A 25,185-nucleotide genomic window follows, 5' to 3' on the forward strand; every position below is an offset into this window, starting at 1 on the left:
CTACGCTCGAAAGTATGCCCGTATGGTCCAAGGCGTCACGTGCAAGCGCAGAAAAGAAGGCAGTAGTGTCAGTTGGTCAGGTCGACTCCGAGGGTTCGGAGGAGCTCAGGAAGTGGCTGTCCGGGCTTAAGCCCGTTACCGGGGCGGACACCATGCTGCGCTTCACCAAGACCCCCGAGGGCTCGATCGACCTCACCAATGCCCACCCGTCCGGACTTGCGCAGCTCATGGCCGGGCGCCGCACCCGGCTTTCCACGCTGATCCGTGACCAGCAGCAGTATGTTGTGGCAGCCCGGGCTTCCCGGAACCTGCGCTCCAAGATTTTCGAACTGGCCAATGACCGCGGCATCGAGGCCGGCTACTTTTCGGCCGGCACCGTGGTGTGGACGTCGGCCGTCGGGGGTAAGCCGCAGCGGGTCTCGGCGCCGGTCATGCTGACCGCGATCTCCCTCACCATCCGCCCCGGCGAAGGTGACTACGAGCTGCAGCTTACGGAACAGGCCCGGATCAATCCGGCCCTGATCCGGCACCTGAAGTCCGTCCACGGCATCGTGTTCGACGTCAACGCCGTGACCCGGATGGCTTACAGCACAGCGCGCTTTGACCCCCAGCCCGTGCTGGACCGGCTGAGCACCCTGGTCAAGCCGATCCACGGGGCCGAGGTGGAGCACAACCTGCTCGTCTCCACGTTCGCGGACCTCTCCGGCAACCTGGACGACCCCTGGATCAACCAGCAGAACGCGCTCGTGGCGTCGCTGGCGCGGGCTGCCTCGGGCGACGTCGTCGATGTGCCCGCGCTGCAGCCCGGCCGCTTCCCGAGCGTGGACGAGCGCGACCCCGCCAGCGAGCTCCTCCTGCTGGATGCGGACGCGGACCAGCAATACGTGATTGACGCCGTCCGGGCAGGGGACTCGCTGGTGGTCAGCAGCCCGCCCGGAACCGGCCAGACCCAGACGGCGATCAACACCGTCGGCGCTCTGGTGGACGAAGGCAAGACTGTCCTCGTGGTGGGGGACCGGCGCGCCAGCCTCAACGAAGTGGCCGGCCGGCTCGAAGACCTGGGCCTGGAGTCCATCTTGTTCCAGCTGTCCGGCAGCGCAACGCCCCAGCAGCTCAAGGGCCAGCTGGTCCGGGCCATCGTGCGCAACGAGAAATCCAGCGAGCCTCGGCTGGGCAGCCTGCACAAGACGCTGGTCGAACACCGGCACGCCCTGATGGACCACGTGGCGTCGCTGCATAACGTCCGCAAACGTTGGGGCTGCTCGCCGTACCAGGCGATGCAGTCGCTGGCGGAGCTGACCGCGCTCCAGCCCGCCCCGGCCACCACGGTCCGCCTGAAGCGCAGTGTGCTGGACAGCATCAGGGACCGCGAAGAACTCGCCGGCCGGCTGAAGCGCGCGGCGGAACTCGGCAGTTTCAGCAGCGCCTCCACGTCGAGCCCCTGGCACGGCGCCCGGCTGGTGACACGGAAGGAGACGGAGGAAGCGCAGGAACTGGCGCGCTCCGTCGAGAAGAAGCTGCCGCTGCTGAACGAGCGCATGAAGGATGTGGCCGGCCACGCGGAGATCCGCCTCGGGACGACCTTTGCCGAATGGGGTTCCCAGCTCAAGTTGCTGGTCGCTGTCCGGGAGAGCCTGGACAAATTCACGCCCGATATCTTCGACCGGCCCGTGCACGACCTCATCTCCGCCACCGCATCATCCGCCTGGCGCCGTGAGCACAATATCGACATGGCGTCCATGCAGCGTTCGCGCCTGCGCAGGGTGGCCAAGGAGTACGTCCGGCCCGGCGTGTACATCGCCGATCTTCACAGTTCACTGGTGCTGGTGCAGGAACAGCGCGCACAGTGGGCCGGGTACGCCACCACGCAGCGCCATCCCGCGGTGCCTTCGGGACTGGCCGAGATCACCCTCATGTACCGGGGGCTGACCCGTGAATTGAAGCTGTTGGGCGATGCCCTGCGGCACACTGCGGCGGGCGGATCGCTGGAAACGACGCCCTACCCGGAACTCATGGAGCGGCTGGAACGGCTCGTCGCCGACACCCAGACGCTCAAGACGCTGCCGGAGCGCACCCTGCTGATCGAGAACATGCGCGAGCACGGCCTGGGCGAACTGCTGGCGGACCTCTCGGAGCGCGAGGTCCCGGCCGAGTCCGTTGCCGCGGAGCTCGAGCTTGCCTGGTGGCAGTCCGCCTTGGAAGCGATGATCAGCGGCGATGACTACCTCGCCATGTCCGACGGCGACGCCCTCCGCCAGCTTGAAGCCGAGTACAGGCTTGCCGACAACGCCCATATCGCCAGCGGCGCCGGACGGCTCTGGTGGCAGCTTGCCGAGCGCTGGCGCGCCGGCATCGCCGAGAACCCCCGCCAGGCGGACCTCCTCAGGAGCCTGCTCAAGGACGGGCGGGTGACCCTGGCGGCGCTGACTGCCCAGGCGCCGGAACTTGTTCCCATGCTGGTTCCTGTCTGGTCGGTGAGCCCGTACCTGATGACGGGCCTGCTCCCCGCCGAGCGGAACTTCGACGCCGTGGTCATCCTGGATGCCGAGGCGACGTCGCTGCAGGCTGTCCTGCCGGCAGTGGCCCGGGCGAAGCAGGTCATTGCCTTCGGGGACGACAAGATCGCGAGCCCGCGCACTTTCTCCGTCGCGGTCGAGCGGCTCGCCGCCGGCGAGCAGTCGCACCAGGGCGTTGAAAGCGCCTACACCGCGCTGGCGCGGGTCCTGCCGACGTGGCGCCTGCGCTCCGTCTACCGCGCCGTTGACGAGGATCTGGTGCTGCAGCTGAGCAAGGGCTTTTACGACGGCAGCCTCCGCCGTCTGCCCGAAGGCCAGTCCGCCACGGGGCTGGACCGTGCCCTGCTCGTGGAGTACCTTCCCGACGGCACGGGGCTGCCGAGCGCCGATCACGAGGGCGTGGAGTCGGTGGTGGCAGAGGTCAACCGCGTGGTGGAGCTGGTGTTCGAGCACGCACGCCTCCGGCCGCGCACAACGCTGGCTGTCGTCACGGCCAGCCTCCGGCACGCCGCGAGGATCGGCGAGGCCATCCGGCTGCAGCTGCCCAATCATCCGACGCTCGCCGGATTCTTCACCGCCGGGGATGAATCCTTCCGGGTGGTGGATCTGGAGCGCGCCCAGGGGCTGGTCCGCGACCACGTGATTTTCTCCCCGGGCTACGGCCGGACTCCCCATGGCCGCGCCCTGCACAACTTTGGTCCGCTGTCCGCCGAGGGCGGCCGGGCCAAGTTCGCCCTGGCCATGACCCGCGCCCGGCAGTCCTTGCATGTCCTGACGTGCTTCAAGCCGGAAGACCTTGACCGGACCCGGCTGGCCCATGGGGCGGTTGATCTGTATGAACTGCTGGATCGCGAGATCTCAGGCAACACGGATCTCGGAACTCCGGCGTCCCGGGCGGCCGCCAGCGAGCAGGCGCTCGGGGCGGATCCGCTCGTGGCAGACCTTGGCGACCGGCTACGGGCCCGCGGGGCACGTGTCTGGCACCAGTACGACGGCGTCATCGACGTCGTGGCCGCGGCCGACCCGCTGAGCACCATGGGCCAGGACGCAGCCGAGATTCCGCGGCCGGTGGCCATCGAGTCTGACGGGACCGAGCAGTACCGGCAGATGACGGTGCGAGAACGGAGCAGGCTGCGCCCGCAGCTGCTGGAGCGCCTCGGCTGGCGGTACATGCCACTGTGGACGATCGAAGTCTTCACGGATCCGTCGGCCTGCGCCGACCGGATCGGCGGCTACCTCGGACTCGAGAAGCCAGCGCTTCCGCTCCGGTCCGTGGGATCGCCGGGCTTCCTGGACGACGACGTCAGCGACCTGGACGAGGGGCCCTACGAGGGCCGCGAAGAAGACTACGAGGGCTCATACGATGGCGAGGACCAGCGTGAAGACCAGGGTGTGGGCCCCGGCGGGGTGGACTTCGTGGCCGGGCCGGAAGCGTTCGCCGACGGCAACGCCGGCGAAGAGTTCAAAGATGCCCCCGAAAATGGCCTTGAGAACGACTACGACGGTGATACCGCGAACAGGAAGGACGGCACGCAGTGAACGCCGGTGCACTGAATGATGACTCCCGGAAGGACGACGCCGCCCCTTCGAAGACCCCCGGGCCGGTGAAGAAGGCCTCCGCGTCGGTGAAGAAGGCCTCCGCGCCGGTGAAACCGGCGGGCGTGGTGCCGAACAAGGCATCAGAGGACGATCCCCGGGCCTGGGGCGACTCCGGCTCCGACAATGACCACGATGCGTGGCTGAAGGAGCAGAGGCCCCCTCACTGGGGTTAACCGCCTGCGGAGCCCACGAGTACGAAGAACAGCTTTCCCTGGGTGGACGCGCCCGCCAGGGCACTGGCCTGGGTTGGCGTGGCCGCTACGACTATCAGGCCCTCCGAGTCGGAAGTACCGAGCCACTGACCGCTCTGGCCCTCTTGACCTGACGTCCACAACACCGGCACTGAGCTGGCCAGCACTTTGGCTGAAGACGCCTGCTCGTAGCCGTTGCCATTCGTCAGCACGACGTTTACGAGCTGGCCGGGGGAGACCAGCCGGATGGACGCAGGGTCCGCCATGCGCAACGGCACTGCGGCCGAGCCCGGCGGAGCTCCTGTGAGCAGACCGGGGCCCACGAGTTGGGCGTCCGAGAGCAGCTGCCCCTTGCGGAGAGGGGCGGCCAGCTGTTTTCCCTCCAGACCTGAGGTTTCAGTGAAGGACCCCGCAGCCAGCAAAGACGGCGGGATGCTGACCGCCGCCACGTCGCCGCCGCCCAGTGCCGCTCCGGCCGGCAGGTCCCGCGCCGCGGCGATGGCCCGGACGGTGTGTGCGGGGGCGGGAGTGAGCTGGTGGACGGCTATGCCTGCGGCCAAACAGAGCAGCAGCGCCACGGCGAGGCGGCGGTTGCGGGTCAGCCAGCCTGCAAGGTGCAGGGCACGGCGGGGCGGGCGGCCTGACCTTCCGGGCAGCGCGCTGCGTCGGCTGGAGCGTCCTGCGGGACGGGAGGTCCTTAGGGGGAGAATTCCGGTAGCTGGCATGCTGCCACGCTACGGATCCTGTACCACTGAACGACAGGCGGTAGTTGCCCTATGTGGAAAGCGGCCCGCGCAGGGTCCCGTATGTGGACATCCGCCGGACGGACATCCGGGCGGGGTCAGCTGGCGGCGGAAGCGGCCGGAGCGGCGGCAGGGGCCGCAGGGGCCGAAGCGGCGGGTGTCGGCGCGACCGTGCTGCCCTTGGCGTCGCGCGAATCCGTCCGGTAGAACCCGGATCCCTTGAAGACAACACCGACGGTGTTGAACTTCTTGCGAAGGGTTCCCTCGCACTCGGGGCAGGACGTCAGAGTGCTGTCAGTGAATGACTGCACGATGTCGAAGGCATGGCTGCAATCCTTGCAGGCATAGGCATACGTGGGCACTGTGGATCCTCCTCTTGGACAAACGACAGGTCCCGTGCTGCCAGGCTTCATCTCCCGGACGTTCCTTGACGGACGTCCGCGGCGGAAATTACCCCATTAGCAGTCGCAGGGCCTGAGTGCCAATTCTATCACCTTGCCGAGACGGCCCTCACGCCAGCGGGACTATGCCCGAGGGCGTCAGAACCGCATCGACGGGCCGGTCGAAGCTTTCAGCCGGGATAGTGGAAGCGGGCAGGAGTTCCGCGTCGTAGATGACGGCGGCCCTGGGGGCGTGCAGGCCGGCGGCGTCCGCCGCCTCCAGGAACTTGTCGAAGTATCCGCCGCCCTGCCCGATCCGGTTCCCGCTCAAGTCCACAGCCGTCGCGGGCAGGAACATTGCAGCCACCTCCTTGATGACCTCGAGGCCGTGGCGCTCTCCGGCCGGCTCCTGGATAGGCGCGTACTTGCTGCGGACAAATTCGGTGGCTGGATTCCAAAACACCCAGCTCAGGGCGCGGTCCGGTTCGCAGACAGGAAGCAGCACGCTGTGTCCGGCTTCGTGGAGAGCGGTGATCAGGCGGAGCGTTGGTGGTTCGAAGGCGACGCCAAGATAGGCGGTGAACGTCGCCGGCCTGCCGTCCGCGACCATCTCGGCCCATGCCAGGCCATGGGCGGCAATGCCGTCCGCGGCGTCCGACCGGGCGTCGGCCGGCAGGCCAGTCCGCAGCTTCCGGTGCCTCGCGCGGATCTCATCCTTAGCCGTCTGGTTCTCTGGTGACATGGCGGGCCGTCCTTCGTCGTGGCGGGAGTCCGGCCGGGCCGCTGCCGGAAGCATTTACCGTATGAATGTTCCCTCCGATAGATTAGTCGAGTGACTTCCACTAATTGTTCAGTCCGCAAGGCCGTCATCCCCGCAGCGGGCCTCGGCACCAGGTTCCTGCCCGCCACGAAGGCGATGCCCAAGGAGATGTTGCCGGTGGTCGACAAGCCGGCGATCCAGTATGTCGTCGAGGAGGCCGTCAAGGTCGGCCTGAGCGATGTCCTGATGATCACCGGACGCAACAAGCGCGCCCTCGAGGACCACTTCGACCGGGTTCCGGCCCTGGAGGCGACTCTGGAGGCCAAGGGCGACACCGCCAAGCTCGAGTCGATCCAGGCAGCCAGCAACCTGGGGGACATCCACTACGTCCGCCAGGGCGACCCCAAAGGACTGGGCCACGCTGTCCTGCGCGCCCGCCAGCACGTGGGAAACGAACCTTTCGCCGTACTGCTGGGTGACGACCTGATCGATGCCCGCGACGAACTGCTGAGCACCATGATCGAGGTCCAGGCCAAGACCGGCGGTTCCGTTGTGGCCCTCATCGAAGTGGATCCGTCCCAGATCAGCGCCTACGGCTGCGCCGATGTTGCCGCGATCGACGGCGAAGGCTTTGTCCGGATCAACAAGCTCGTGGAAAAGCCGGACGTCGACGAGGCACCCTCCAACCTGGCGATCATCGGGCGGTATGTGCTCCACCCCGCCGTATTCGATGTGCTCGAACGGACCGCCCCCGGACGCGGCGGCGAAATCCAGCTCACGGACGCGCTGCAGGAACTGGCTGCCAGCAATGGAGACGGCTATGGCGTGTACGGCGTGATTTTCCGGGGCCGGCGTTACGACACCGGCGACAAGCTCAGCTACCTCAAGGCCTGTGTCCAGCTCGCCATTGACAGCGACGACCTTGGCCCCGGCCTGCGTGAGTGGCTGCCGGAGTTCACCGCCGGACTGAACAAGTAACCTTCCATGAGGGTCAGCCACATCTGGCCGGTCACGCTGGAGTGCGGGGACATCGTTCTGCGTCCCATCCGGTACCGTGACCGCAAGGAATGGACAGAGGTCCGTACGCGCAACAGCGAGTGGCTTGCACCCTGGGAGGCATCCAACCCTGCGCCGGGGGGCGCGCTGCCCGATTACCGGCAGATGGTGAAGTCCCTGAACGCCCAGGCGGCCCAGTGCACCGCCCTGCCGTTCCTGATCACGGCCTGGACCCCCGGGTTCCGCGACCCGGTCATCGTGGGCCAGCTCACGGTGTCCTCCATCGTGTGGGGCTCGGCCATGATGGCAACGCTTGGCTATTGGGTGGATGAGGCCAGGGCGGGGCAGGGGATCGCCCCCACTGCTGTCGCCATGGTTACGGACCACTGCTTCCGGACGCTCGGTCTGCACCGGATGGAAATCAACATCCGGCCGGAAAACGGTCCCAGCCTCCGTGTCGTGGAGAAACTCGGCTTCCGCGACGAGGGGTACAGGCCCCGGTTCCTGCACATTAACGGGGAATGGGCGGACCACCGCACGTTCGCGCTGACCTCAGAGGAAGTTCCGGACGGACTTCTCGGCCCGTGGCTTCGCAACAGGCCGGCCTGAGGGTCCCGGCGCCAGGCAACTCCTCTGGCATAAGTCCATTGATTTGAGAGCCCGCCCGCGACACACCGAGATGAATGCCACACCCGGTCGCCTATTCCTCATACGGTTTTGTATGTGGACTTCCCCCTTAGCAGCTCAGTCATCCTTGTGGTTGCTGTTGCGCTCTGGATCATATGGGTTGCCCCTTACGTGCTCCGCAACCGCCGGCATCAGTTCCAGGCTGCCGGTGACGTGATGATGGAGACCGTTGACGCCGGAACTGCAAACCCGCAAGCCGGGAGGGTCGCACATATGACCGCCCAGCAGGAGAAACGCATGGACACCAGGAAGAGCAGCGAATCCGCAGCAGGCTTCACGCCGGCCACGTCCGGCGGCCGGACGGCCGCTAACGACGGCGGGGCCTTCCGGATCCGCTACGGGCGGACAGCCATCGCCCTCGCCGGGTTGCTGTCCGTCATCACCGCGGTGGTGAGCGGCGTCCTGCGGATCTTCGGCATTGGGAATCCCTGGCTCCCCGCGCTGGCGTTCCTGACCGGCGCCGCCGCCGTCGTGCTTCTGCGACGGCTCGCCGTCCGGGACCGCCGGAAAAAGATGAACGCCGCATTCAGCGCAGCCATGGGTTCGCGGGCTGAAGGCAGTCCCCGCACGGAGCGGCACTCGGGTCCTGCCCCGTCCGTTGAAGTCGCGGTCCAGCGCGAAAGTACCCTCTTCGACGCCGAAGCCGCGGCTCCCCAGCCCAAGCCCCTGACGGCGGTGGAACTCCGCGAGGCCGCCCTGGCAGTGGCCCTTGCAGCGGGAGACAACAGCGCCCAGGTTGCCGGCGGACCGGCAACGGCGGACCCGGCTACGGCTGAAAACACCAGCTGGGAGCCAGTAGACGTTCCGAAGCCGACCTACGTTGAGGCCGCGAAGGCAGAGCGCCCAGCTCCCGAACCCCTCGACCTGCCGGAGTCTCCCAAGGCCGTCGGCAAGCCTTCGCTCAAGCAGGGCCCTGCCGCTGCGCCCGCCGTCGCATCGCCGAATGCGGGCCCCGCGCGGCCCCTGACCAAGGCCCAGAGCGCGCTGAGCAACCTGGACGACGTCCTGCAGCGCCGCCGCGCATAGCTCGCGCCCGCGCCGAGTGTAGCCTCAGACCATGACCCGTATCAGTGTTGCCGGCGGCACTGGCCAGGTTGGCCGCGAAGTGGTGCGCCAGGCGCTTTCCCGCGGGCACGCCGTCGCCGTCCTCAGCCGCAACCCGCCGTCGGCAGGTTCTCCGGAACACCACGACGGCGCCACGTACTTCCGTGCCGACGTCACCACCGGCGAAGGGTTGGCGGAAGCGCTGGCGGGTGCCGAGGTCGTCGTCGATTGCCTTGAGGGGCAATCAGGCAAAGCCCTCAGGCAGTTTGCCGCCGGAGGCGCGTTATTGCTTGCAGAGGCACTTGAGGCCGGCGTTGGGCGGGCGGTCCTCCTCTCCATCATCAACTGCGATCAGAGCACCTACAGGTTCTACCGGTCGAAGGCGGACAAGGAACGGGTGTACGCACGTTCGCAGCTCGAAACCGTGACAGTGCGCGCCACACAGTTCCACAGCCTCGTGGCGCGGCTGTTCGCTGCCGGGTCCTGGATTGGGCTGATTCCCGTGATAAGGGGCGCCCGGTTCCAGACGATTTCCCCGGCCGATGTGGCCACTGCACTGTTGGAAGCGGCGGTGGAGCCGCCGGCCGGCGACCGGCACAGCCTGAGGACGGTCGGCGGCCCGGAGATCGAAGACATGAGTGCCCTGGCCCGCACGTGGAAGCGCGTCACGGGCGCCAGGGGAGTTGTGGCAGGGTTTCCGTTGCCTGGCCCCATGGGCAAATTCCTGGCCGGAGGCAAGAACCTGGCGCCCGGGGAAGGCCACGGACGCGAGACATTCGAAGGCTGGCTGGAAAAGCGGACGGAAAATTTGTAGCCTAAGGAAACCGGCGTTGCGGTTGCATCTGGCAGTGGCGCCCCGGGGTTATAGCTCAGTTGGTAGAGCGCTTCGTTCGCATCGAAGAGGTCAGGGGTTCGAATCCCCTTAGCTCCACGAATTGCAGGGGATTCTGCATCTTCGGATCCCCTGCATAAACACTTTGATAACACTTTGCCGCCAAAACTGTGTCTGCAAGAGCCGTGGCTGAGATAGTCATGGGTCTGATTGTAGTGAGACGAGAAGGCACAAAGCGTAGAGGCCGTCGCCTGAAGCCCTCTAAATTTCTAGCTCGCAGGGTCCCTGTCGCCACCGCCATCGCCCAGTTCTTGATCGCATCCCTGGCCACCATGCAGGTCGGCTCCGAATACGGCACCCAGACGGTCAACACCATCCTGCCCGTAGTGCCCACGCCGGCTCACAGCCGTCTTGGCCAAGACGCTCGTCATCGCCGCAGTCTCGTTCATCGTGGGCGCCGCGGCGGCCCTCATCTCCTATGCGGTGGCCCAGCCATGCTGGAGCCCAAGGGCTGATCTACGCAATCACCGCAGACGGCGTCATTCCGCGCACCCTCAGCACCGGGCCCTACCTGGCACTGATCGCCATCCAGGGCCTGGGCATCGGAACCCTCCTGCGGAACAGCGCCGGCGGCATCATGACCACTCTGGTACTGCTGATCGTCGCCCCAATTGTGCTCGCGATCCTGTCGGGCCAGAACGAGCTCTTCATGGACATCAGCCGCTACCTCCCCCTCCTCGGCCGGCATCGAGATGGTCGCCATCCAGACCCTGCCGGATGCCTTGACCCAAACCCAGGGAGGACTCGTCGTGCTCGGCTGGTCAGCCGCGGCATTGACCGGGGCCCTCGTGTCCGTGAAGCGAAGGGACGCCTGAGATCCGGGGTATTCGTGGTAACAGTCAGCGAATTTCGCGCCGATTCCGTTGCTGGGGTGATCTTACGAATACAGTGACAAAGCCTGGACGGATCGTCCATCGGCTCATGCATTCTTAGGGGTATCTTGGCGACCAGGCTGAATCCTGTTTGGGACAACATCATTTTCCACACCTTGGGCATTGGAGGGTCGGTCGGGTTGGCGATTCTTTCCAACTCACTCCTGCTAGGAGGCGCAGCCGAGACAACAGAAAAGTGGGTTTGTCTTGGTTCAGCGATAAAGTGCTATACCTCGACCGTCACACCGCTCGTCAATCTCTTGGATTTTGGGGCACAAGCGCAATGATTGCAGCCATGATCATCTTCGGTGTCTGGCCATGGACTGTGATCCAGACCAGCAAGTCTCGGGCGAAGAGGGCCTAAGAGCCCTCAATGCGTAGGTTCTTGATCTGATCTGGAGGTAGCGTTTCCTGTTCTGCAGGCGTAGGTTGCATAGCTTGGACGTGGAGCTCCAGGGCGATCTTCTCGTCCTCGGTCAGCGGGCGCACCGCCCTCTCGAACAGGTCCACACCGGCGGCCCAGTTGTCCCAGCGCCCGTCACTTCGAACGGCGCCCGTGGTGGAGTCCAGGGATCGAACCGCTGCGGGATTAGGATGTCGGTGACGACGACGTCGTAGGGCTTGTTCTCGGTCTGCAGAACGTCCACATGTCCGGGTAGGGCGGCACCTTGGTTCCGCGCAGGTAGAACGTCTCGTACGCCTCGCCCGCTGCCTCAAACCCATTCAGACAGGTGCCCTCTTCCTCGCCGAGGATGGGCAGGCCCCGGCACTTCGGTCCGCAGATGGTGACGGATGAGTCGGCGATGGTCTTTGGACGTCCTCGATCGCCTCACGGGTGGAAATATCGCTTGGAAGTAGAGCTCCGGGGGTATTCGACGCCGGAGGGGATCGTGGTGCTAGCCGGGTCCTATGGTCGTTCGGAGGCCGCACCATCGGCGGCGACGTCCATCCTCAACTATCGTCAGCGGCTAACCGATCAGGGGATTGCGGCGGTCCATAACGGCACCTATACGCTGCTGAAAGACCACCTGTTCCGCAGCCCGAGCACCGCGGCCGCCGCGATGGTCGGAGCCAGCATGAATGGCCGAGTGACGTGGAAGAATGCCGCAGGGCTGACGTTTCAGCAGATCGAGGATAAAAAGCTGGCCGAGGCCTAGTAGAGGCCAATTTTGAGGGTCTCCACCTTCTTGCGGTCTCCTTTCTTGTGGTCTCCGAGGACCAATGCCGCCGCAGCCTCGGAACCGATAGCGTCCAGCTGATCGCTGACCGTTAGGAGGGCATCCGCTGGTAGCTTTCTCCGAGGGCGCGGACGACTTCTGGGGCTCCCTGGGATGGGCGCGGCGCGAGCACAGGACGGAGCCGGACCACTCCCGGCCGATGTACGTGAGCCAAGCTTCACTGGGATAGATTGCACACCAGCAATGTCAGCATGCACGAGGGGGAAGCAGTGCCGAAGATCGTCAGCAAGCCACGGCTAAAACCGGCCGAACCAGCCCACCCCAGCGGCACCCTGCTGCCCGGTAACAGCGAGACCTCCAAGCTGGAGGAACAGGTCCGGGCGAAGCTGAAGGAGGCCGGCGTTGACCTCACAGAGGAACGCCTGGGCATCCAGTGCGGTTACGACCAGGAACGCAACAAGTACCCCGTCCTCACTCCCGACCTCATGGTGGCCGGTACCAAAGTCTGCATCGAGGTAGACCCTGATTACATCCACAATGACCGGGTGGCTCAGGACCGTTCACGCAATGAGCTGCTGGCCGCGGTTGGGTGGCGGGTCGTGCGGCTCCGTCTCGGCGGACTGGAGGCGATAGGGGAGTGGGATGTGGTCTCGGAATCCGGGACTCTGACGATGGCCGCTGTTCCCGCTCTGGTTGACGCCATTGCAGACGCCGTTGCGGGACATCCCGGCGTCGTCCGGACTGCGGCGAAGAAACCGGCGGCACCGCGGAAGAAGCCCCGGCTGGGCGCCATCCGGACAGACGGGTACAGGCCTGGCGTCCACAATCTCACGTGGACCCTGGAGGGCGGGGAAGTCCTCGGCCTGGCGGTCGTGGACGGCGGCCGTTACCTGGCCCGGACCGCAGGCTGGGAGTTTCCGCACTTCATCCGGCACCTGGACCTCAGGGGGACCCCGACGTCCGAGTGGCGGAAAGTTCTGGAGCCCCTGTTCGAAAGCATGGAGGCCTCCCAGTTCGAGCCCGTATCGGCCTTTCCCTGGGGTGACTCACTGTTCATCGGACCCGCCGCGGGCACGATCCGGCTGGGTAGAAAATTCGATCCGTTGGGGCCGGGCTGGTCTTTCACCGCCAACCTCGCAGGGGCGCAGGAGTACAACTCCGCGATTATCCAGGGCCCGGACCATACGGTCCTGGCAGAACTCCACGCGGAGGCCATCGCGCTTGGTTGGGTGATCGACTGCGTGGAGCTCCGGACGGGTCGCCACGGCGACTACCAGGCCATCGAGCTGCGCAGGCTGGCTTGAGGGCCAGAAGTCTTGTTGTCCGCTCTGCACGTCTGACCATCACACTTTTTGGGGATACCATGAAGCGCCTTGCCGCTATTTTCTTGGCAGTACCGGTCCTGTTGACTGGCTGCGTCGTGCCCTACGGTGGTGCCACTCCAACGTCGACAGTCTCACCTCCGTCCGGGGCCAAGGTCTTCTCGAACTTGGATGCGGCCGGAATTGAGCAGATCAAGGCGTCAAAGATCGCACGCTTGGATATGACGAGCGGCTGGCTGACGAAACGAAGTGTCGGCTTGGAGGACGGAACAAGCCAGGCACCGAGTGTCAGCATTGACGACGGCGTGATGGAGCTGACCATTGAAGCTCCCACGGGCCTTGTCCGTGCCAAGACTGACCGGTTGCGCCTCAACGGCATGAACACCCGATCCGACTTCACCGAGGTCACGTACTTCCTCACGGCCGAATCGCTGGATGACTACACCGTCCTGATCCGGGACGGTGTGGACCGCTACGGCATCAACAGCGAATCGGCGGAACAGTGGATCGAACCCACCTCGAACCGACCCGATGACAAGAGCGACTTCGCCTTGGCACCCGGCACGTCGACCGGACTGCAGGTCACTTACGATCTCCGCTACGACGGCTCGAAGGACGTCCAGGTGATCATCGTGCACGTCAGCCCGTTGCCGGCTTAGCAACTGATAGTCATCAGTGACTCCCGCCTCCTTCGGACCTGAGAGGGAATAGCAGGGGCTGTTTGGGCTTGTTGCTAATGAGGCGCCGACCGCTGGCTGCCTCGCTCGAAAGGACTCTCTTGCCCATAGCTTTCATTCCCTTCTCCATGCGCGCCTCCGTCCTTGACGACCACCGCCGCACCTTCCGCACCGACATTGAGCGGATGACCGACGGACATCTCCGGTGGACTCCCCTGGACATGATCAGGTCAACGAACACCCAGGCCGTCTTCCGCGGGGCCGCTCCAAAAGGCCCACACACCGCAACCGACGCGAGCCTCTCCCAGTACCTCCAGGACCGTCTCGCCAGCGAGAACATCCACCTGGATCTAAGCGTCAGCATCGAGCGGTAAGCAGAGAAGCCAAGCCCAGGACCACCGCTGGTACGGGGCTTGCTTGTGCCCGCGAATGGACGGTGCGCAGAGGCAGCGAGAAACCTGCGGAAGCCTTGATTGAAAACTGCTCCGCGCAAAGGCTGGGCACATGTAATCTGACCCGAACGCCACTACTTCATGGGGGATTCGATGACCGATAACTACCCGCCGGTTCCACCGGCACCGCAGACGCCCGAAGGCGAGCCGTTCCAGGCACCCGGACAGTTTCCTAACAGCCAGCCGCCTCAGTACAACCAGGCACCGCCGGCCCAGTACGGCCAGCAGCCGTATGCACCGCAGCAGCCCTATAGCCAGCAGCAGTACGGTCAGCCCCAGTACGCTCCCTACCCGCCTCAGCAGTTCGCCCCGCAGTGGTCACCGGCAGCCCTGAAGCCAAGGTCCTCCGGCTTCCGGCTTGCAGCAGGCATCGTCGGTATCGTGCTGGGCTTCGTCCTGCTGCTCGCTTCCGGTGCCGGGTTCCACGCCAACGCGATCGCGGGGCTCCTCCTGCTGATCGCCGCCCTGGGCAACATCGCTGCCGGGATCGTGCTTCTGGCGATGCAGCGCGGAAATACCCGCGGTGCCCCGATCACCTCCATCAGCTTCGCCGGCTTTGCCTTGCTGGCGGCGCTCATGGCGATCCCTTTCGCAGGCGGGGCGATTCTCTTCTTCACGGTTCTCCTGGCGACCCCAGTCCTCATCGTCATGGGCCTCGGACTGTCCCGCGAGATGCGCGCGCGCTGACCAGGCTGCTGTCAGAGCCGGATCGTCGGCTCCGCGTGGAGGGCCGACGCGAAGCTGCCGCGGTTGGTTTTGCCGCGACCGGCCGCTGCCGTCGCCTTTGCCATCCGGTTCTGCAGCTTCCGCTGGGCGTCCCATAGCTCCTGCTGGAGCTTGGAGAGCTCGGCACGGGTGACACGGTGCCCTTTCGAGCCGGTGTACTGCCTGGCTGCTCCAATCGGGCTATAGGCGGTGGTGACGGTATCTCCTCGGGGGTTGCACTGCCCGTCCGTCTACTGGCTGTGCATCCTCGCGGCGGCCCTGACGGAGGCCGCAGTCATCGCTGCCTTTGGCACCCAAATGGGCCGTGAAACCGACCGTGTGCACAAAGCCGAACAGCGCTAGTCCAGGCCGAGCCCGGGGAGACCATCCACGATCCGGTTTGTCTCCAGGCTTAGCGTCACAATCCGTCCGATCAGGTCGATGATGTAGCGGGGCTGACCCTGCTCCCGCGACCAGTCGTTGGGGTCATTGACGATCCCGGAGGCCTTGTCCGTCTTCACCTGGTACCGCTCGATGATCCAGTCCACCGCCGAGCGGGAGCCGAGCATGTAGCGGTGGGCGTCCTCCGGGATGCCCGCCAGAGTGATCTGCGCGTTGTAGATAATCCTTGTTTTGTCCCAGGCCGGGGCCTTGCCGCCGTACTTCATCTTCGTGACCGAATATCGTGCGTAGTCGTCCTGGTCCACCGACATGGCCGTGGCGACCTCATCCAGCGCGTACGGCTCCAGCGACTCGTATCCGATGTGCAGGTCGGAGAGATCCTTACCGGCGTCGACGAAAGCCCTGAAGCCGTCGATGCCTGCAACCTTCGGTATGAGGGGGAGCATCTTTCCGAGGTCGGCCTCAAAACGTGTCCGGTACTCCGGGGAATGCAGGAGTCCGTAAACGTAGAAGAAGACGTCGTCCTTGCTGACATTCGGGCCGTACGACTCGCGGAAGTCCCGGAGGGCGTCTTCTGAGATGTTGTCAATCGGCTGGTCACCGGATTCTATATTCAGCTCCGAGAGGAGGTCGCTCTCCTGTGAGGAGCCTTCCTGGAAGGTATGGCGGGCGAAGTAATTTCCTGAGCTCGATCCCCAAAAAGCGATGTCAAGAATTGAGTCCGTCATGAGCACTGAAAATGGCTTGTCCGATCCCGCGCCAACAACGTAGAACCCGAGATTATGAGTGGCCTTCGAAGGGTAGATGGTACGCATCTTGGACTGTACTTCGATCAGCTGCGGGTCAAAGTACACGTTCGCCCTGTTGAAGGGGCGGTAGCTGGCGGAGCGCACACTGGAATTGTTGACTTCAAGCTCAACGCCCGAGGCGAGCTTCCGCCTCAACGCCCGGGACCAACTGATTTGTGATGCGTCGTCGGTCGGCACCCCGGTTTCCATGGCCTCCTTGTAGGTCTCAGCTGTCCGTTCAATTTGGCCGAGGAGTTTCTCGCGAGAGGAGTTGTATACCCAGGCGTCGCGGGCGGTCGTAATCCCGTTTGACGACAGGTTGAATATCGATGGCCCACCTGACGTTGGCCCCAGCGGGGTGAACGATTCCGTCAGGTCGCTGCGGTGGTGTGCAGAGAGTCCTTGATGGAAGATTGGATCGGCAAACGTCCGATAACGTCTTGCGTTTGGCGGCCGAAGACGACGAATAAGACTCACGGCTGTGGCAAGGCTGTTGATGCCTTTCTGGCTGCGAGTAACTGGTCCCAAGCCCCCGGAATTCCACTGGATCGATGCGCAGGGTAGACGGGTCGGCCAAACGAGGACGCCGTTTCCGGGCCCTTCGCAATTTGGCATAGTTGGTCTGTTTGATGCGGTAGGGGCCGTGGCCGCCGGCCCGGGACTTCACCGGCGACTGGGCCACCGCGGAGCTGCTCCGCGCCAAGTCCGAGCTTCCGGTCACCGACCTGACCGCCCCTCCGGGTGCTTTGGCATCGGCACGGGAAGCTGTGGCCGAGGTAGAGCGCGGGCTCGTCTCCGGTCTGGTCTTGGCCTGCGACTCCTCGCGGGGCCGTGGCAAGACCGTCAACGGCTGCGGCTACGTCCTGGCCTACGCCAACGGTGCCGATCCGATCCTGGGCGCCTACACATCTGTCAGCGCCCACGGCGGCATCCGCGCCGGTGAACTGGCCGCGATCCGCCGCGGACTCCAGTCCACGCTGGGCCACCACCCGGTCCTGCGCGAAGGCGTCGGCGACCTGAAGGTCCTCACCGACTCCAAGGCCGCCCTGGAGGTCCTGGACCGGGTCTCCACTGGCACCCTCCAGCCCTTCGATGACACCGACTCCATCGCGGAATGCAAGCGCATCCTGGGCTCGGCCCGCGGCGTGAACATCTCCTACGAATGGGTCCGCGGCCACAACGGCCATCCCCTCAATGAACTGGCCGACCGCCTCGCGGTGCTGGCGCGCCGGAACCGGGAAATGGGCGTCGACGAACTTACCAACGCCCGGATGATTGCATCGGTTCGCGAAGACGCGAAGAACCTCGTCGGCGGACGTACCTTGCTCGCGGCAGCCTAAGCATCACCCGTTTTGACCGCCACGGATAGGCTTCCTTCATGACTGAAATCCTGAAGACTGCCCGATCCAGCTACGGCGACTGGACGGGCACAGCCGCCGCCGATGAACACCAGACCACTGGCCACCGGACCCCTTACGAGGTAGTCGGGCTCGACCCGGACGAATGGTGGATCATCGGCTTCGACTTCCAGGGATCGGACCTGACCAGCAAGGACGGCTTGTATGTCTACGCCGTCCGTAAAGACTCCATGGGCATCACCAACTGGGACGCGATCCAGCTTCACGGCGAAGCCAATGGCTCCGTCCCCGTCACCAGCTTCCTGGTCCACGGCGTGGCCCCTGTAGAGCTCATCAGCGAGTCGTTCAACCAGTTCCAGGTCCAGCTGCGGACCAGGAACGTCGGGCACCACCTGGACATCGTGGCGCGGGACGACCTGAACTATGACGCCGAAACCAACACCGTCATCCCACGGCCCGTCCCGGAGCCGGGAGCCCTCGCTGCACTTCGAGAAGCCCGCCGGCAGGAGTAAGCCAGCCCCCATGTTGACCGGCCACCGCAAGGACGGGTAATTTATCGAATACCGTTAATAACGGTATTCGATAAGCCATGGGGGAATTGTGAAGCTGACAGAAAAGACCAGCCGGCCGGAAGAAGGCGGCAAAAAGATCGTTTCCAGAATGGACGCGACGCTGCTCATGATCGCCACAGCCTTGGCCGCGGTCCTGACCACGTCCCTGTCTGTCGCTGGAATCGCCGGCTATTTCACCGGCCCGGTGACACTGGAGCTTCCCATTGCTTCGACCAACCAGGCTGCCAGCGGTCTGAGGCTCGGGTCCAACGGGCACTACACGGCACTGTCGGCCACCATTCCCAGTCTTCCGTCAGAGCTCGCCGATCTCCTGGCGTGGTCCGCCGCGCTGAGCCAGCTCGGTGTCCTGGCCATCCAGGCACTGGTGTTCCTTCTGGCCTTCAGGCTCCGCAGCGCAGTTCTGTTCACAGCAAAATCCGTGTGGATTATCGGCGCCTGCGGTGCCATCCTGGCGCTTGTCGGAACGGTAGGCCAGGTCCTGAACGGATGGGCGCTGACACGGGTGGCCGACATGGTCGCCGGTAGCGGGCGCAACCCGGGAGAGTCTGTGATCCTCGAGGCCGAATTCAACGCCGCGCCCCTGATGCTCGGCATCGTCCTGGTGCTGGTCGCTGCTGTCTTCCAGTACGGCCGGCGTCTGCAGCGGGACACGGAAGGGCTGGTCTGATGCCCGCTGACGATTCCTCCGACATCCACTGCCGGCTCGATGAGCTCCTGGAAGCGCGCGGCATGACCCTGACCGAACTGAGTAAACAGGTCGGCGTGAGCCTGGTGAACCTGTCGGTGCTGAAGAATGACCGAGCCAAGGCAATTCGCTTCTCCACCCTGACAGCGATCTGCGACGTCCTGAGATGTGAGGTCGGGGACCTCCTCGTAACCACCCGCTCAAAGACGTGACCGAAAGGCAACCGCCACCCTTGCCAACCCGTGGCATGCTGGGCCCATGAAGAGGCTGTACGCCGTCCCGCTGAGCCTGTTCCTCGCCTCCGGAGCAGCAGGCTGCTCCACGCCAGAGGCGTGTCCGGCGATCGGCTGGAGCAACTCCGCGACCGTGGTCCTGGAAGGGCGGGTGGACGATGTAGCGAAGGTTCAGTTCTGCGCGGACGGAGTCTGCTCCGTCACTCCACAGCCCACCACAGCCCCGAAATCCACGATCACCCCCAGCGACGGCCCCATCGCGGGCCAAGCGGCCACCGCTGCCCCTGTAACACCCGGGACTCCTGTCCGCGGAAAGCCATACAGCCCGTACTTCGGCAAGAAGGTCAATGACCGAACCTGGCAGTTCAGCGCCACCATGAACGCACCGAAGGGCGCCACCGTGAGGGTGCTGAATGCTGAGGGCGGTGTGCTTGCCGAGCGGGACGTGGAACTGACGTGGACGCGGGTCGGCGGCAGCGAACAATGCGGCGGCCCATCCAAGGCCGGACCCATCGCCCTGTCCCTGCCGTAGTCGGCGGGGTTCGTCCGGTCGTAACCTCGCTGATCAGGGCCGGAAGTCGGCGGCGGGCTGGGTGAGCCCGGGGGTAATGGGGCAACCCCGTGGGCTCATCCGCCGCCGGCCTGATGAGAGTCTACTTCCGAATCCTTTGGTGAATTCTGGACGCAGGCAGGCATGAACGGGTTCTCTACGCATGTTTGGGAGTAGAGAAAAGTCCTTGTCTGCCTTTGGAGTCACCGTGAAGAAGCTCATCGCCCCCGCACTGCTCGCCGTCCTGGCACTGACCGGCTGCTCTGCAGCTGCAACTCCCGCACCGGCCGCCACTCCTGCCCTGTCGATGGCCAAGCCCACCGAGGCACAGAAGACGGCGCTGATGACGGACCTGGCAAAGGTGAACCCGAGGATCGAAGGGACCCGCTCCTTCGTCAGCGCCACTCTCGCCTGCCGCGCAATCCTCAAGGGGGAACCTGAAGAGGCCCAGATCATGACGGTTCAGGATCGGTTCTCCCGGTCTGCCGACCAGCCCATCTCGGAGGCAGACGCCAGGCGGATCGTCGAAATCATCAAAGCCAACGGCTTCTGCGTCAAGGCATAGCAGCTGGAGCGGCCGCCGAAGCCAGGTCCTCAGCGGCGGCCGCCCGGCCGGGTTCAGCGGTCTCTGAATGGACCCGGCCGCCCTCGCGGAGAATCAGCCTCGACGTCTTGGACATTTCTACGAGCACTGCCGCGGCGTCGGGAAGCCTCCGGTCCGCCAGCCTGTCCTCCAGTTGTCGGCAGTAGTGCTCCATCCGGACGGCGCCGGCCATTGCGGACGTGGCCATCAGACTCACCACAGCATCCCTGGACGCCCCCACGTCGCTGCTGGTCAGGCTGCCAATAACCTTGGACACCCGGGACGGCAGCAGGTCCAGGTACTCGGCCAGGAATCTTTGTGCCGCCGTGTCCCCGGCATCGTCAGCGAGGACCGCCAGAGGGGCGGGATCCAGGACAGGCAGAGACTCGTCCAGTATCGGCGCCGCGTTCCGCCGGAGCGTCGATGACGGCTTGGCCGGTCCTGTGCGTGTCACCCGGAGCACCATCCCGTTCAGTAGCCTCGACCGCACTGCTGGCGGCTCGTGTCTCCACTCTTCCTGACAAACATCAAGAAATGGTGCCCAGAGTCGCAGGATCCGCCCAAGATCGGCCCACTTCCGCCGCTGGCGCCGTCGTCAGGGAGTCGTTGGCCGGGCGACCTGACCCAAGGGCCGGCGACGGCTGGGGTACCAAAGCCCCGGTCTCAGAAGGCTTCAGTTCGTCGCCGGCCCGGTCACAGCCCGGACGCACCGCGCGCGGGAAATGGTGAAGCAGCCGCCGGACCCTTGCGGCGGGCCATGAAGTGGCTGCTTCGCCTCCAATTCAACACTGGTCGTTCGGATCGGGCACCAGTGGCCGATACCTGACTTTCTGCGTGCGAGCCTACTCACCTGCGCAGGTGCCGCCGCCCGCAGATCAGCAGTCCGCCGGACCACCGCCTGCGTCGTCTACGCATGTTTCCGGGTATGAGCATTCATACGGCCAGCAAGCCGTCGACGTCGACCGGTGTCTGCGCGATAGGGCTGGTCGGCTGCGCCTCGCAGAAGCTCACGCGTCCCGCGCCGGCCCGCGAGCTGTACGTCTCCCAGCTGTTCAGGAAGGCCTCCGCGTACGCTGAGCTGACCTGCGACCGGTGGTATGTCCTCTCGGCCAAGCACGGGGTCGTCCACCCTGATGAGATCCTCGAGCCGTACGACATGCGGCTCGGCACGAACCACCGGACCACGCCTCCTATCCACCCGTGGGCTGCCCGGGTCCGGGACCAGATGGCCGTCGAGTTCGCCGGAATTGAGAACGTGAAGCTCATCGCCCTCGCCGGGGAGCAGTACCGCACCGTTCTCCTGAACAGCCAGTGGCCTTCCGAGGTGCCCATGCACGGCCTCGGTATCGGCCAGCAGCTCGGCTGGCTGACCGCGCAACTTGCCACCGGGAGCCACGGGGGCCCCATGAAGGTCGCACTGAACGTCATCGGGGGAGACCCGGCCCGCCGGGGCTGTCCGCCACGAAACGATCTAACGCGCGCTCTATAAGTTGGACATTCCCCGGGAACGGGGCGGCTGTGCGCCTTTCCGATCTCCAAGGTTTCTACAAGGTCCGAACGGCAGCCTTTGGACTCAGGTGAGCAATCTACCGCTCTCAGTTTTTGAGCCGTTATATTTGCGAAGCCAAGCCGACAGCTGGGGGCCCGGCACAACTGGAGGTTGTTTATGGAATCCTGGAAAAGTCTGCCTTAGGAGCCGCTATGGCTGTGGGCTCTATTGATGGGAGTCGGTGCAGTAGCGGAATATCGGAGCTTACACCTTGGGTAGGAAGGCTGACAGGAGGTGAAGCAGTGTCTGTTCCGGACCTAGCAGCGGCCCTTCAAGGGGTTGCCTGAAATGCCGGATGTTGCAGGACAGCCCGCTGTCGCGGTGGTAATTCGCGCCTATGCCGAGGAACACCGGGACCAGATCCTTCAGGCCGTGTCGGTTGCAACGTTCGGCTATTTGTCCGGCGGACTGCAGCCACGCAGATCCCGGGCCCGCCCTTCAAGCGCGGCCAATCCGCTTTGAGCTGGAGGTAGGCAGTGAAACGAATACGCATACTGGGGGCCGCGGTCGCACTCGCCTTGCCACTGATCGGGGGCCCATCAATCCTTGCCGTGCCAGCGTACGCCGTCACGTGCCAACCGGGAACGAGCACACCTAGCGATAGCTATCCCGGCACAGTTGTGGTCGCCGACAACTTCGAATCAGGGACCCTGGACGGGTTCCTTGTGCAGACCGGCGGGACCGGAACAGCATCGGTTTCCTCGGCAGAAGCGCACACCGGCGCCTGCTCCGCACATCTGCATGCGACCACGGATCCCGGGTCACGGGCGAACTTTTCAACCGTGCTGCCCTCGGGCACTTCACAGGTCTACGCCGATGGCTGGTTCAACATCACCCAGGCCGGAGTCAGTGGCAACGATGTCCCATATTTCCGTTTCTTCTCGGGAAGTACCCGCTTCGTCGATGTCTACCGATACAACAGCAACGGCCAACTATGGCTGCGGGTTCTTGCGCCCGACGGGTCGCCCACCTACACGCGCCTAATAGCTTCCAGCATTTCAATGAATGCCTGGCACCACGTCGTGATACATGTCATCCCCAACGGCGGCGCGACAACCGTAGAGGTGTGGTTTGACGGTTCCTCAGTCTACTCCAGCGCCCAGGTGAACACGGTGGCCTCATCCGTGACAAGTGTGCTAAACGGTGCCGAGCATTACCAGCAAATGGAAGACACCTACATTGACGACCTCATCATAAAGACGGTCAGCCCGGCACCGCCCCCCGGTGCGCCCGTTGCCTCCTTCACGGCCACCCCCACCTCCGGCACCGCGCCGCTGAACGTGTCCTTCACCGACACCTCCACCGGCTCGCCGACGTCGTGGTCCTGGGCCTTCGGCGACGGCGGCACGTCCACCGCGAAGAACCCGGCCCACACCTACACCGCCGCCGGAACCTACACCGCGACCCTGACCGCCACCAACGGCACCGGCTCAAGTTCGACCAGCTCGACCATCACGGTCAGCCCGGTAGCGGCAGGCGCGGTGCCGACCTACGATCATATCGTCATCGTGATGGAGGAGAACGAGTCCTACCAGAACGTCATTGGTAACTCAACGGCTCCGTACATCAACTCCATTGCGAACAGCATCGGCGTGAACCTGACGAATGCCTACGCGGAGGCCCATCCCTCGCAGCCGAACTATGTGGCTCTGTTCTCGGGCTCCACGCAGGGAGTCACGGACGACAGTTCTTCTTACTGGCCGTTCACTGGTCCGAACATGTACAGTCAGCTGGCTGCGGCAGGGAAGACCTTCTCTGGCTACTCGGAGGGTCTCATCTCTGGTGTGAACTGGCTGGCATACCACTCGCCGTGGCTTCACTGGACCGGAGTCCCCGCATCCGCGGGGCAGGACTGGACAGCCTTCCCCACTGACTACACCAAGCTGCCGAACGTCTCCATCGTTGCACCCGACACGTGCCACTCTATGCACGACTGCTCCATCAACACTGGGGATACCTGGCTCCAGAACAATCTGGGTGCGTATGCCACCTGGGCCAAGACGCACAACTCTCTGCTCTATGTCACGTTTGACGAGGACGGAGGTGTCGGAGGGTCCACGAGCCTGAACCATATTCCGGCTGTCATGACTGGCGCCAACCTGAATTCCCCCGGCTCCTACAGCACCACGTTCAACCACTACGGTGTTCTTGGCATGGTGGAAGACTCCAATCGTCTTCCCCGTCTGAATAGCTCTGTCGGCGCAGCGTTCCCGGCAGCTGCCTTCAGCACCACCACTAGCACCGCGCCCGTTGCCTCCTTCACGGCCACCCCCACCTCCGGGACCGCCCCGCTGAACGTGTCCTTCACCGACACCTCCACCGGCTCGCCGACGTCCTGGTCCTGGGCCTTCGGCGACGGCGGCACGTCCACCGCGAAGAACCCGGCCCACACCTACACCGCCGCCGGAACCTACACCGCCACCCTGACCGCCACCAACGGCACCGGCTCGGGTTCGACCAGCTCGACGATCACGGTCAACCCGGCGCCTCCGCCAGCGGACACCACGCCCCCGGAGACGACGATCACGTCGGGACCACCTGCGACATCGACGTCGACCAGCGCCTCCTTCGCATTCACCTCGAGTGAAGCCAATTCGACGTTCCAGTGCAGCCTGGATGGTGCGTCGCGCGTCGCGTGCACCTCGCCCCAGACCTACACCGGGTTGTCGATCGGATCCCACACATTCGATGTCTGGGGCACCGACGCAGCCGGCAACACCGACGCGACAGCAGCGACGCAGACCTGGAGCGTCGGCCCCAGCGGCGGCAGCGGCATCGTCCGCGAGTCGGTGAGTCAAGCCACGAACACCGCAGCGAGCACCACGCTCACGATCCCCCAGCCGGCGGGCGTCGCCCAGGGTGATCTGCTCGTCAGCTGTGTGTCCCTGAACGGCGGCAGCATCGCCGCGACAGGCGTCCCGACCGGTTGGACACCGTTGGCGGCGGTGACCACCATCGCAAACCCGAAAGTCTACGGCTACTACAAGGTCGCCACCGGGTCCGAGTCGGCGAGCTATTCCTGGACGACAACTTCGACGACGAGCGGGGGAGGCATCGCACGGTACTCCGGCGCCGGAGGGCTCGACGGCGTCGCCACGTCTGCGTCCGGCGCGGCAGCATCCTCGGGAACCGTCCCGGCAGTGACGAGCACGACTGCGAACGCGATGCTCGTCGGATGCATGAGCGTCAACTCCGGCTCGGTCACCCTCACTCCGCCGGCCGGGATGGTCCAGGCAGTCGAGACCGGCGCACGCCGCTTCGAGGTCGCCGACGGCATTCAGGCGATCGCGGGACCAAGCGGGGCGAAGACGTGGACGTTCAGCGCCGCCCGCGAGTGGGCCGGTTGGCTGGTTGCGCTTCGACCCAAGACGCCGTAACTCCCCTCGCACCGTGCTCGAGGGGCACGGCGCACGATCCACACAAAAATCAGACGCTAAAGCAGGTGACCGGC

25 protein-coding genes and 1 tRNA gene are annotated in these 25,185 nt (G+C 64.9%); 21 read left to right on the forward strand and 5 right to left on the reverse strand.

From position 1 onward, the window contains the following. Positions 1-14 precede the first annotated feature (14 nt). Complete coding sequence (locus tag ASG92_RS26370; RefSeq protein ID WP_240987323.1) at positions 15-4,055, forward strand: AAA family ATPase; 4,041 nt, start codon at positions 15-17, stop codon at positions 4,053-4,055. Further along, positions 4,052-4,288, forward strand: coding sequence for a hypothetical protein (locus tag ASG92_RS30200; protein WP_240987324.1), 237 nt, complete (start codon positions 4,052-4,054; stop codon positions 4,286-4,288). The genes ASG92_RS26370 and ASG92_RS30200 overlap by 4 nt, the downstream gene beginning before the upstream one ends. Here ASG92_RS30200 and cpaB read toward each other — a convergent pair. The 3 genes from cpaB to ASG92_RS26385 form a co-directional block, all read right to left on the reverse strand. Beyond that, complete coding sequence (gene cpaB / locus ASG92_RS26375; protein WP_082579760.1) at positions 4,285-5,031, reverse strand: Flp pilus assembly protein CpaB; 747 nt, start codon at positions 5,029-5,031, stop codon at positions 4,285-4,287. The two genes, ASG92_RS30200 and cpaB, sit on opposite strands and share 4 nt — an antisense overlap. Positions 5,032-5,147: 116 nt before the next feature. Continuing rightward, positions 5,148-5,411 carry an FmdB family zinc ribbon protein gene (locus ASG92_RS26380; protein ID WP_056635862.1) on the reverse strand — a complete coding sequence of 88 codons (264 nt, stop codon included), beginning with the start codon at positions 5,409-5,411 and terminating at the stop codon, positions 5,148-5,150. Positions 5,412-5,559: 148 nt separating this feature from the next. Continuing rightward, positions 5,560-6,171 (reverse strand): 5-formyltetrahydrofolate cyclo-ligase, encoded by a 612-nt coding sequence (locus tag ASG92_RS26385; protein ID WP_056636182.1) that lies wholly within the window; start codon positions 6,169-6,171, stop codon positions 5,560-5,562. Between the two features lie 90 nt (positions 6,172-6,261). Between ASG92_RS26385 and galU the strand changes: the two genes are divergently transcribed. The 11 genes from galU to ASG92_RS29415 all read left to right on the forward strand — a co-directional run bounded on the left by galU (position 6,262) and on the right by ASG92_RS29415 (position 14,996). Next, positions 6,262-7,167 (forward strand): UTP--glucose-1-phosphate uridylyltransferase GalU, encoded by a 906-nt coding sequence (gene galU, locus ASG92_RS26390; RefSeq protein ID WP_056635865.1) that lies wholly within the window; start codon positions 6,262-6,264, stop codon positions 7,165-7,167. A gap of 6 nt (positions 7,168-7,173) precedes the next feature. Beyond that, positions 7,174-7,794, forward strand: a complete 621-nt coding sequence (locus ASG92_RS26395; protein ID WP_056635868.1) for a GNAT family protein — start codon at positions 7,174-7,176, stop codon at positions 7,792-7,794. Positions 7,795-8,109: 315 nt separating this feature from the next. Beyond that, on the forward strand, positions 8,110-8,898 hold the full coding sequence (locus ASG92_RS26400) for a hypothetical protein (protein ID WP_346763012.1): 789 nt from the start codon (positions 8,110-8,112) through the stop codon (positions 8,896-8,898). A 31-nt stretch (positions 8,899-8,929) separates the two neighbouring features. After that, positions 8,930-9,730 (forward strand): NAD(P)H-binding protein, encoded by an 801-nt coding sequence (locus ASG92_RS26405; protein ID WP_056635870.1) that lies wholly within the window; start codon positions 8,930-8,932, stop codon positions 9,728-9,730. A 44-nt stretch (positions 9,731-9,774) separates the two neighbouring features. Continuing rightward, positions 9,775-9,847 (forward strand) — tRNA-Ala (locus ASG92_RS26410). Positions 9,848-10,226: 379 nt separating this feature from the next. Beyond that, entirely contained in the window at positions 10,227-10,700 is a 474-nt protein-coding gene (locus ASG92_RS28840; protein WP_157372507.1) for a hypothetical protein, read from the forward strand. 828 nt (positions 10,701-11,528) lie between these two features. After that, positions 11,529-11,837: a DUF4357 domain-containing protein gene (locus ASG92_RS26420; RefSeq protein ID WP_056635876.1), complete on the forward strand. Its 309-nt coding sequence runs from the start codon at positions 11,529-11,531 to the stop codon at positions 11,835-11,837. 272 nt (positions 11,838-12,109) lie between these two features. Continuing rightward, a complete protein-coding gene (locus ASG92_RS26425) occupies positions 12,110-13,162 on the forward strand; it encodes a hypothetical protein (protein WP_056635879.1) in 1,053 nt (350 codons plus the stop codon). Between the two features lie 233 nt (positions 13,163-13,395). Continuing rightward, positions 13,396-13,839: a hypothetical protein gene (locus ASG92_RS26430; RefSeq protein WP_240987325.1), complete on the forward strand. Its 444-nt coding sequence runs from the start codon at positions 13,396-13,398 to the stop codon at positions 13,837-13,839. A gap of 119 nt (positions 13,840-13,958) precedes the next feature. Further along, positions 13,959-14,231 carry a hypothetical protein gene (locus ASG92_RS26435; RefSeq protein WP_240987326.1) on the forward strand — a complete coding sequence of 91 codons (273 nt, stop codon included), beginning with the start codon at positions 13,959-13,961 and terminating at the stop codon, positions 14,229-14,231. Positions 14,232-14,402: 171 nt separating this feature from the next. Then, entirely contained in the window at positions 14,403-14,996 is a 594-nt protein-coding gene (locus ASG92_RS29415) for a hypothetical protein (RefSeq protein ID WP_056635885.1), read from the forward strand. A 377-nt stretch (positions 14,997-15,373) separates the two neighbouring features. Here the strand turns inward: ASG92_RS29415 and ASG92_RS26445 are convergent, their stop codons facing one another. Then, positions 15,374-16,819 carry a type ISP restriction/modification enzyme gene (locus ASG92_RS26445; RefSeq protein ID WP_240987327.1) on the reverse strand — a complete coding sequence of 482 codons (1,446 nt, stop codon included), beginning with the start codon at positions 16,817-16,819 and terminating at the stop codon, positions 15,374-15,376. A 152-nt stretch (positions 16,820-16,971) separates the two neighbouring features. Between ASG92_RS26445 and ASG92_RS26450 the strand changes: the two genes are divergently transcribed. The 6 genes from ASG92_RS26450 to ASG92_RS26475 all read left to right on the forward strand — a co-directional run bounded on the left by ASG92_RS26450 (position 16,972) and on the right by ASG92_RS26475 (position 20,167). After that, a complete protein-coding gene (locus tag ASG92_RS26450) occupies positions 16,972-17,544 on the forward strand; it encodes an RNase H family protein (RefSeq protein WP_056635891.1) in 573 nt (190 codons plus the stop codon). Between the two features lie 38 nt (positions 17,545-17,582). Then, the gene (locus ASG92_RS26455; RefSeq protein WP_056635893.1) at positions 17,583-18,074 is read left to right on the forward strand and encodes a hypothetical protein; all 492 of its coding nucleotides are present in this window, start codon (positions 17,583-17,585) and stop codon (positions 18,072-18,074) included. Positions 18,075-18,162: 88 nt separating this feature from the next. Continuing rightward, positions 18,163-18,801, forward strand: a complete 639-nt coding sequence (locus tag ASG92_RS26460) for a hypothetical protein (protein ID WP_056635897.1) — start codon at positions 18,163-18,165, stop codon at positions 18,799-18,801. Continuing rightward, on the forward strand, positions 18,801-19,031 hold the full coding sequence (locus tag ASG92_RS26465; protein WP_200952102.1) for a helix-turn-helix domain-containing protein: 231 nt from the start codon (positions 18,801-18,803) through the stop codon (positions 19,029-19,031). The genes ASG92_RS26460 and ASG92_RS26465 overlap by 1 nt, the downstream gene beginning before the upstream one ends. 46 nt (positions 19,032-19,077) lie before the next feature. Further along, positions 19,078-19,584, forward strand: a complete 507-nt coding sequence (locus tag ASG92_RS26470; RefSeq protein ID WP_056635903.1) for a hypothetical protein — start codon at positions 19,078-19,080, stop codon at positions 19,582-19,584. A 205-nt stretch (positions 19,585-19,789) separates the two neighbouring features. Then, positions 19,790-20,167, forward strand: a complete 378-nt coding sequence (locus ASG92_RS26475) for a hypothetical protein (RefSeq protein WP_240987328.1) — start codon at positions 19,790-19,792, stop codon at positions 20,165-20,167. Here the strand turns inward: ASG92_RS26475 and ASG92_RS26480 are convergent. After that, positions 20,157-20,639, reverse strand: a complete 483-nt coding sequence (locus ASG92_RS26480; RefSeq protein WP_157372508.1) for a hypothetical protein — start codon at positions 20,637-20,639, stop codon at positions 20,157-20,159. The genes ASG92_RS26475 and ASG92_RS26480 overlap by 11 nt on opposite strands. Before the next feature lie 471 nt (positions 20,640-21,110). Between ASG92_RS26480 and ASG92_RS26485 the strand changes: the two genes are divergently transcribed. Both ASG92_RS26485 and ASG92_RS26490 read left to right on the forward strand, forming a co-directional pair. Further along, entirely contained in the window at positions 21,111-21,674 is a 564-nt protein-coding gene (locus tag ASG92_RS26485) for a DUF6884 domain-containing protein (RefSeq protein ID WP_200952103.1), read from the forward strand. A 680-nt stretch (positions 21,675-22,354) separates the two neighbouring features. Next, a complete protein-coding gene (locus tag ASG92_RS26490) occupies positions 22,355-25,111 on the forward strand; it encodes a PKD domain-containing protein (protein WP_056635916.1) in 2,757 nt (918 codons plus the stop codon). Positions 25,112-25,185: the final 74 nt, after the last annotated feature.

The organism is Arthrobacter sp. Soil736, from assembly GCF_001428005.1.
In the GTDB taxonomy this organism is placed as follows: Bacteria; Actinomycetota; Actinomycetes; order Actinomycetales; family Micrococcaceae; genus Arthrobacter.

Bases quoted from the DNA above. Each gene is read 5' to 3' on its own strand.
- ASG92_RS26395 (WP_056635868.1), top strand. From the start codon at position 7,174: ATGAGGGTCAGCCACATCTGGCCGGTCACGCTGGAGTGCGGGGACATC.
- ASG92_RS26385 (WP_056636182.1), bottom strand. From the start codon at position 6,171: ATGTCACCAGAGAACCAGACGGCTAAGGATGAGATCCGCGCGAGGCAC.
- ASG92_RS26485 (WP_200952103.1), top strand. From the start codon at position 21,111: ATGAGCATTCATACGGCCAGCAAGCCGTCGACGTCGACCGGTGTCTGC.
- ASG92_RS26470 (WP_056635903.1), top strand. From the start codon at position 19,078: ATGAAGAGGCTGTACGCCGTCCCGCTGAGCCTGTTCCTCGCCTCCGGA.
- cpaB (WP_082579760.1), bottom strand. From the start codon at position 5,031: ATGCCAGCTACCGGAATTCTCCCCCTAAGGACCTCCCGTCCCGCAGGA.
- ASG92_RS26405 (WP_056635870.1), top strand. From the start codon at position 8,930: ATGACCCGTATCAGTGTTGCCGGCGGCACTGGCCAGGTTGGCCGCGAA.
- ASG92_RS26465 (WP_200952102.1), top strand. From the start codon at position 18,801: ATGCCCGCTGACGATTCCTCCGACATCCACTGCCGGCTCGATGAGCTC.
- ASG92_RS26370 (WP_240987323.1), top strand. From the start codon at position 15: ATGCCCGTATGGTCCAAGGCGTCACGTGCAAGCGCAGAAAAGAAGGCA.
- ASG92_RS26400 (WP_346763012.1), top strand. From the start codon at position 8,110: ATGGACACCAGGAAGAGCAGCGAATCCGCAGCAGGCTTCACGCCGGCC.
- ASG92_RS26455 (WP_056635893.1), top strand. From the start codon at position 17,583: ATGACTGAAATCCTGAAGACTGCCCGATCCAGCTACGGCGACTGGACG.
- ASG92_RS26445 (WP_240987327.1), bottom strand. From the start codon at position 16,819: ATGCCAAATTGCGAAGGGCCCGGAAACGGCGTCCTCGTTTGGCCGACC.
- ASG92_RS26425 (WP_056635879.1), top strand. From the start codon at position 12,110: ATGCACGAGGGGGAAGCAGTGCCGAAGATCGTCAGCAAGCCACGGCTA.
- ASG92_RS29415 (WP_056635885.1), top strand. From the start codon at position 14,403: ATGACCGATAACTACCCGCCGGTTCCACCGGCACCGCAGACGCCCGAA.
- ASG92_RS28840 (WP_157372507.1), top strand. From the start codon at position 10,227: ATGCGGTGGCCCAGCCATGCTGGAGCCCAAGGGCTGATCTACGCAATC.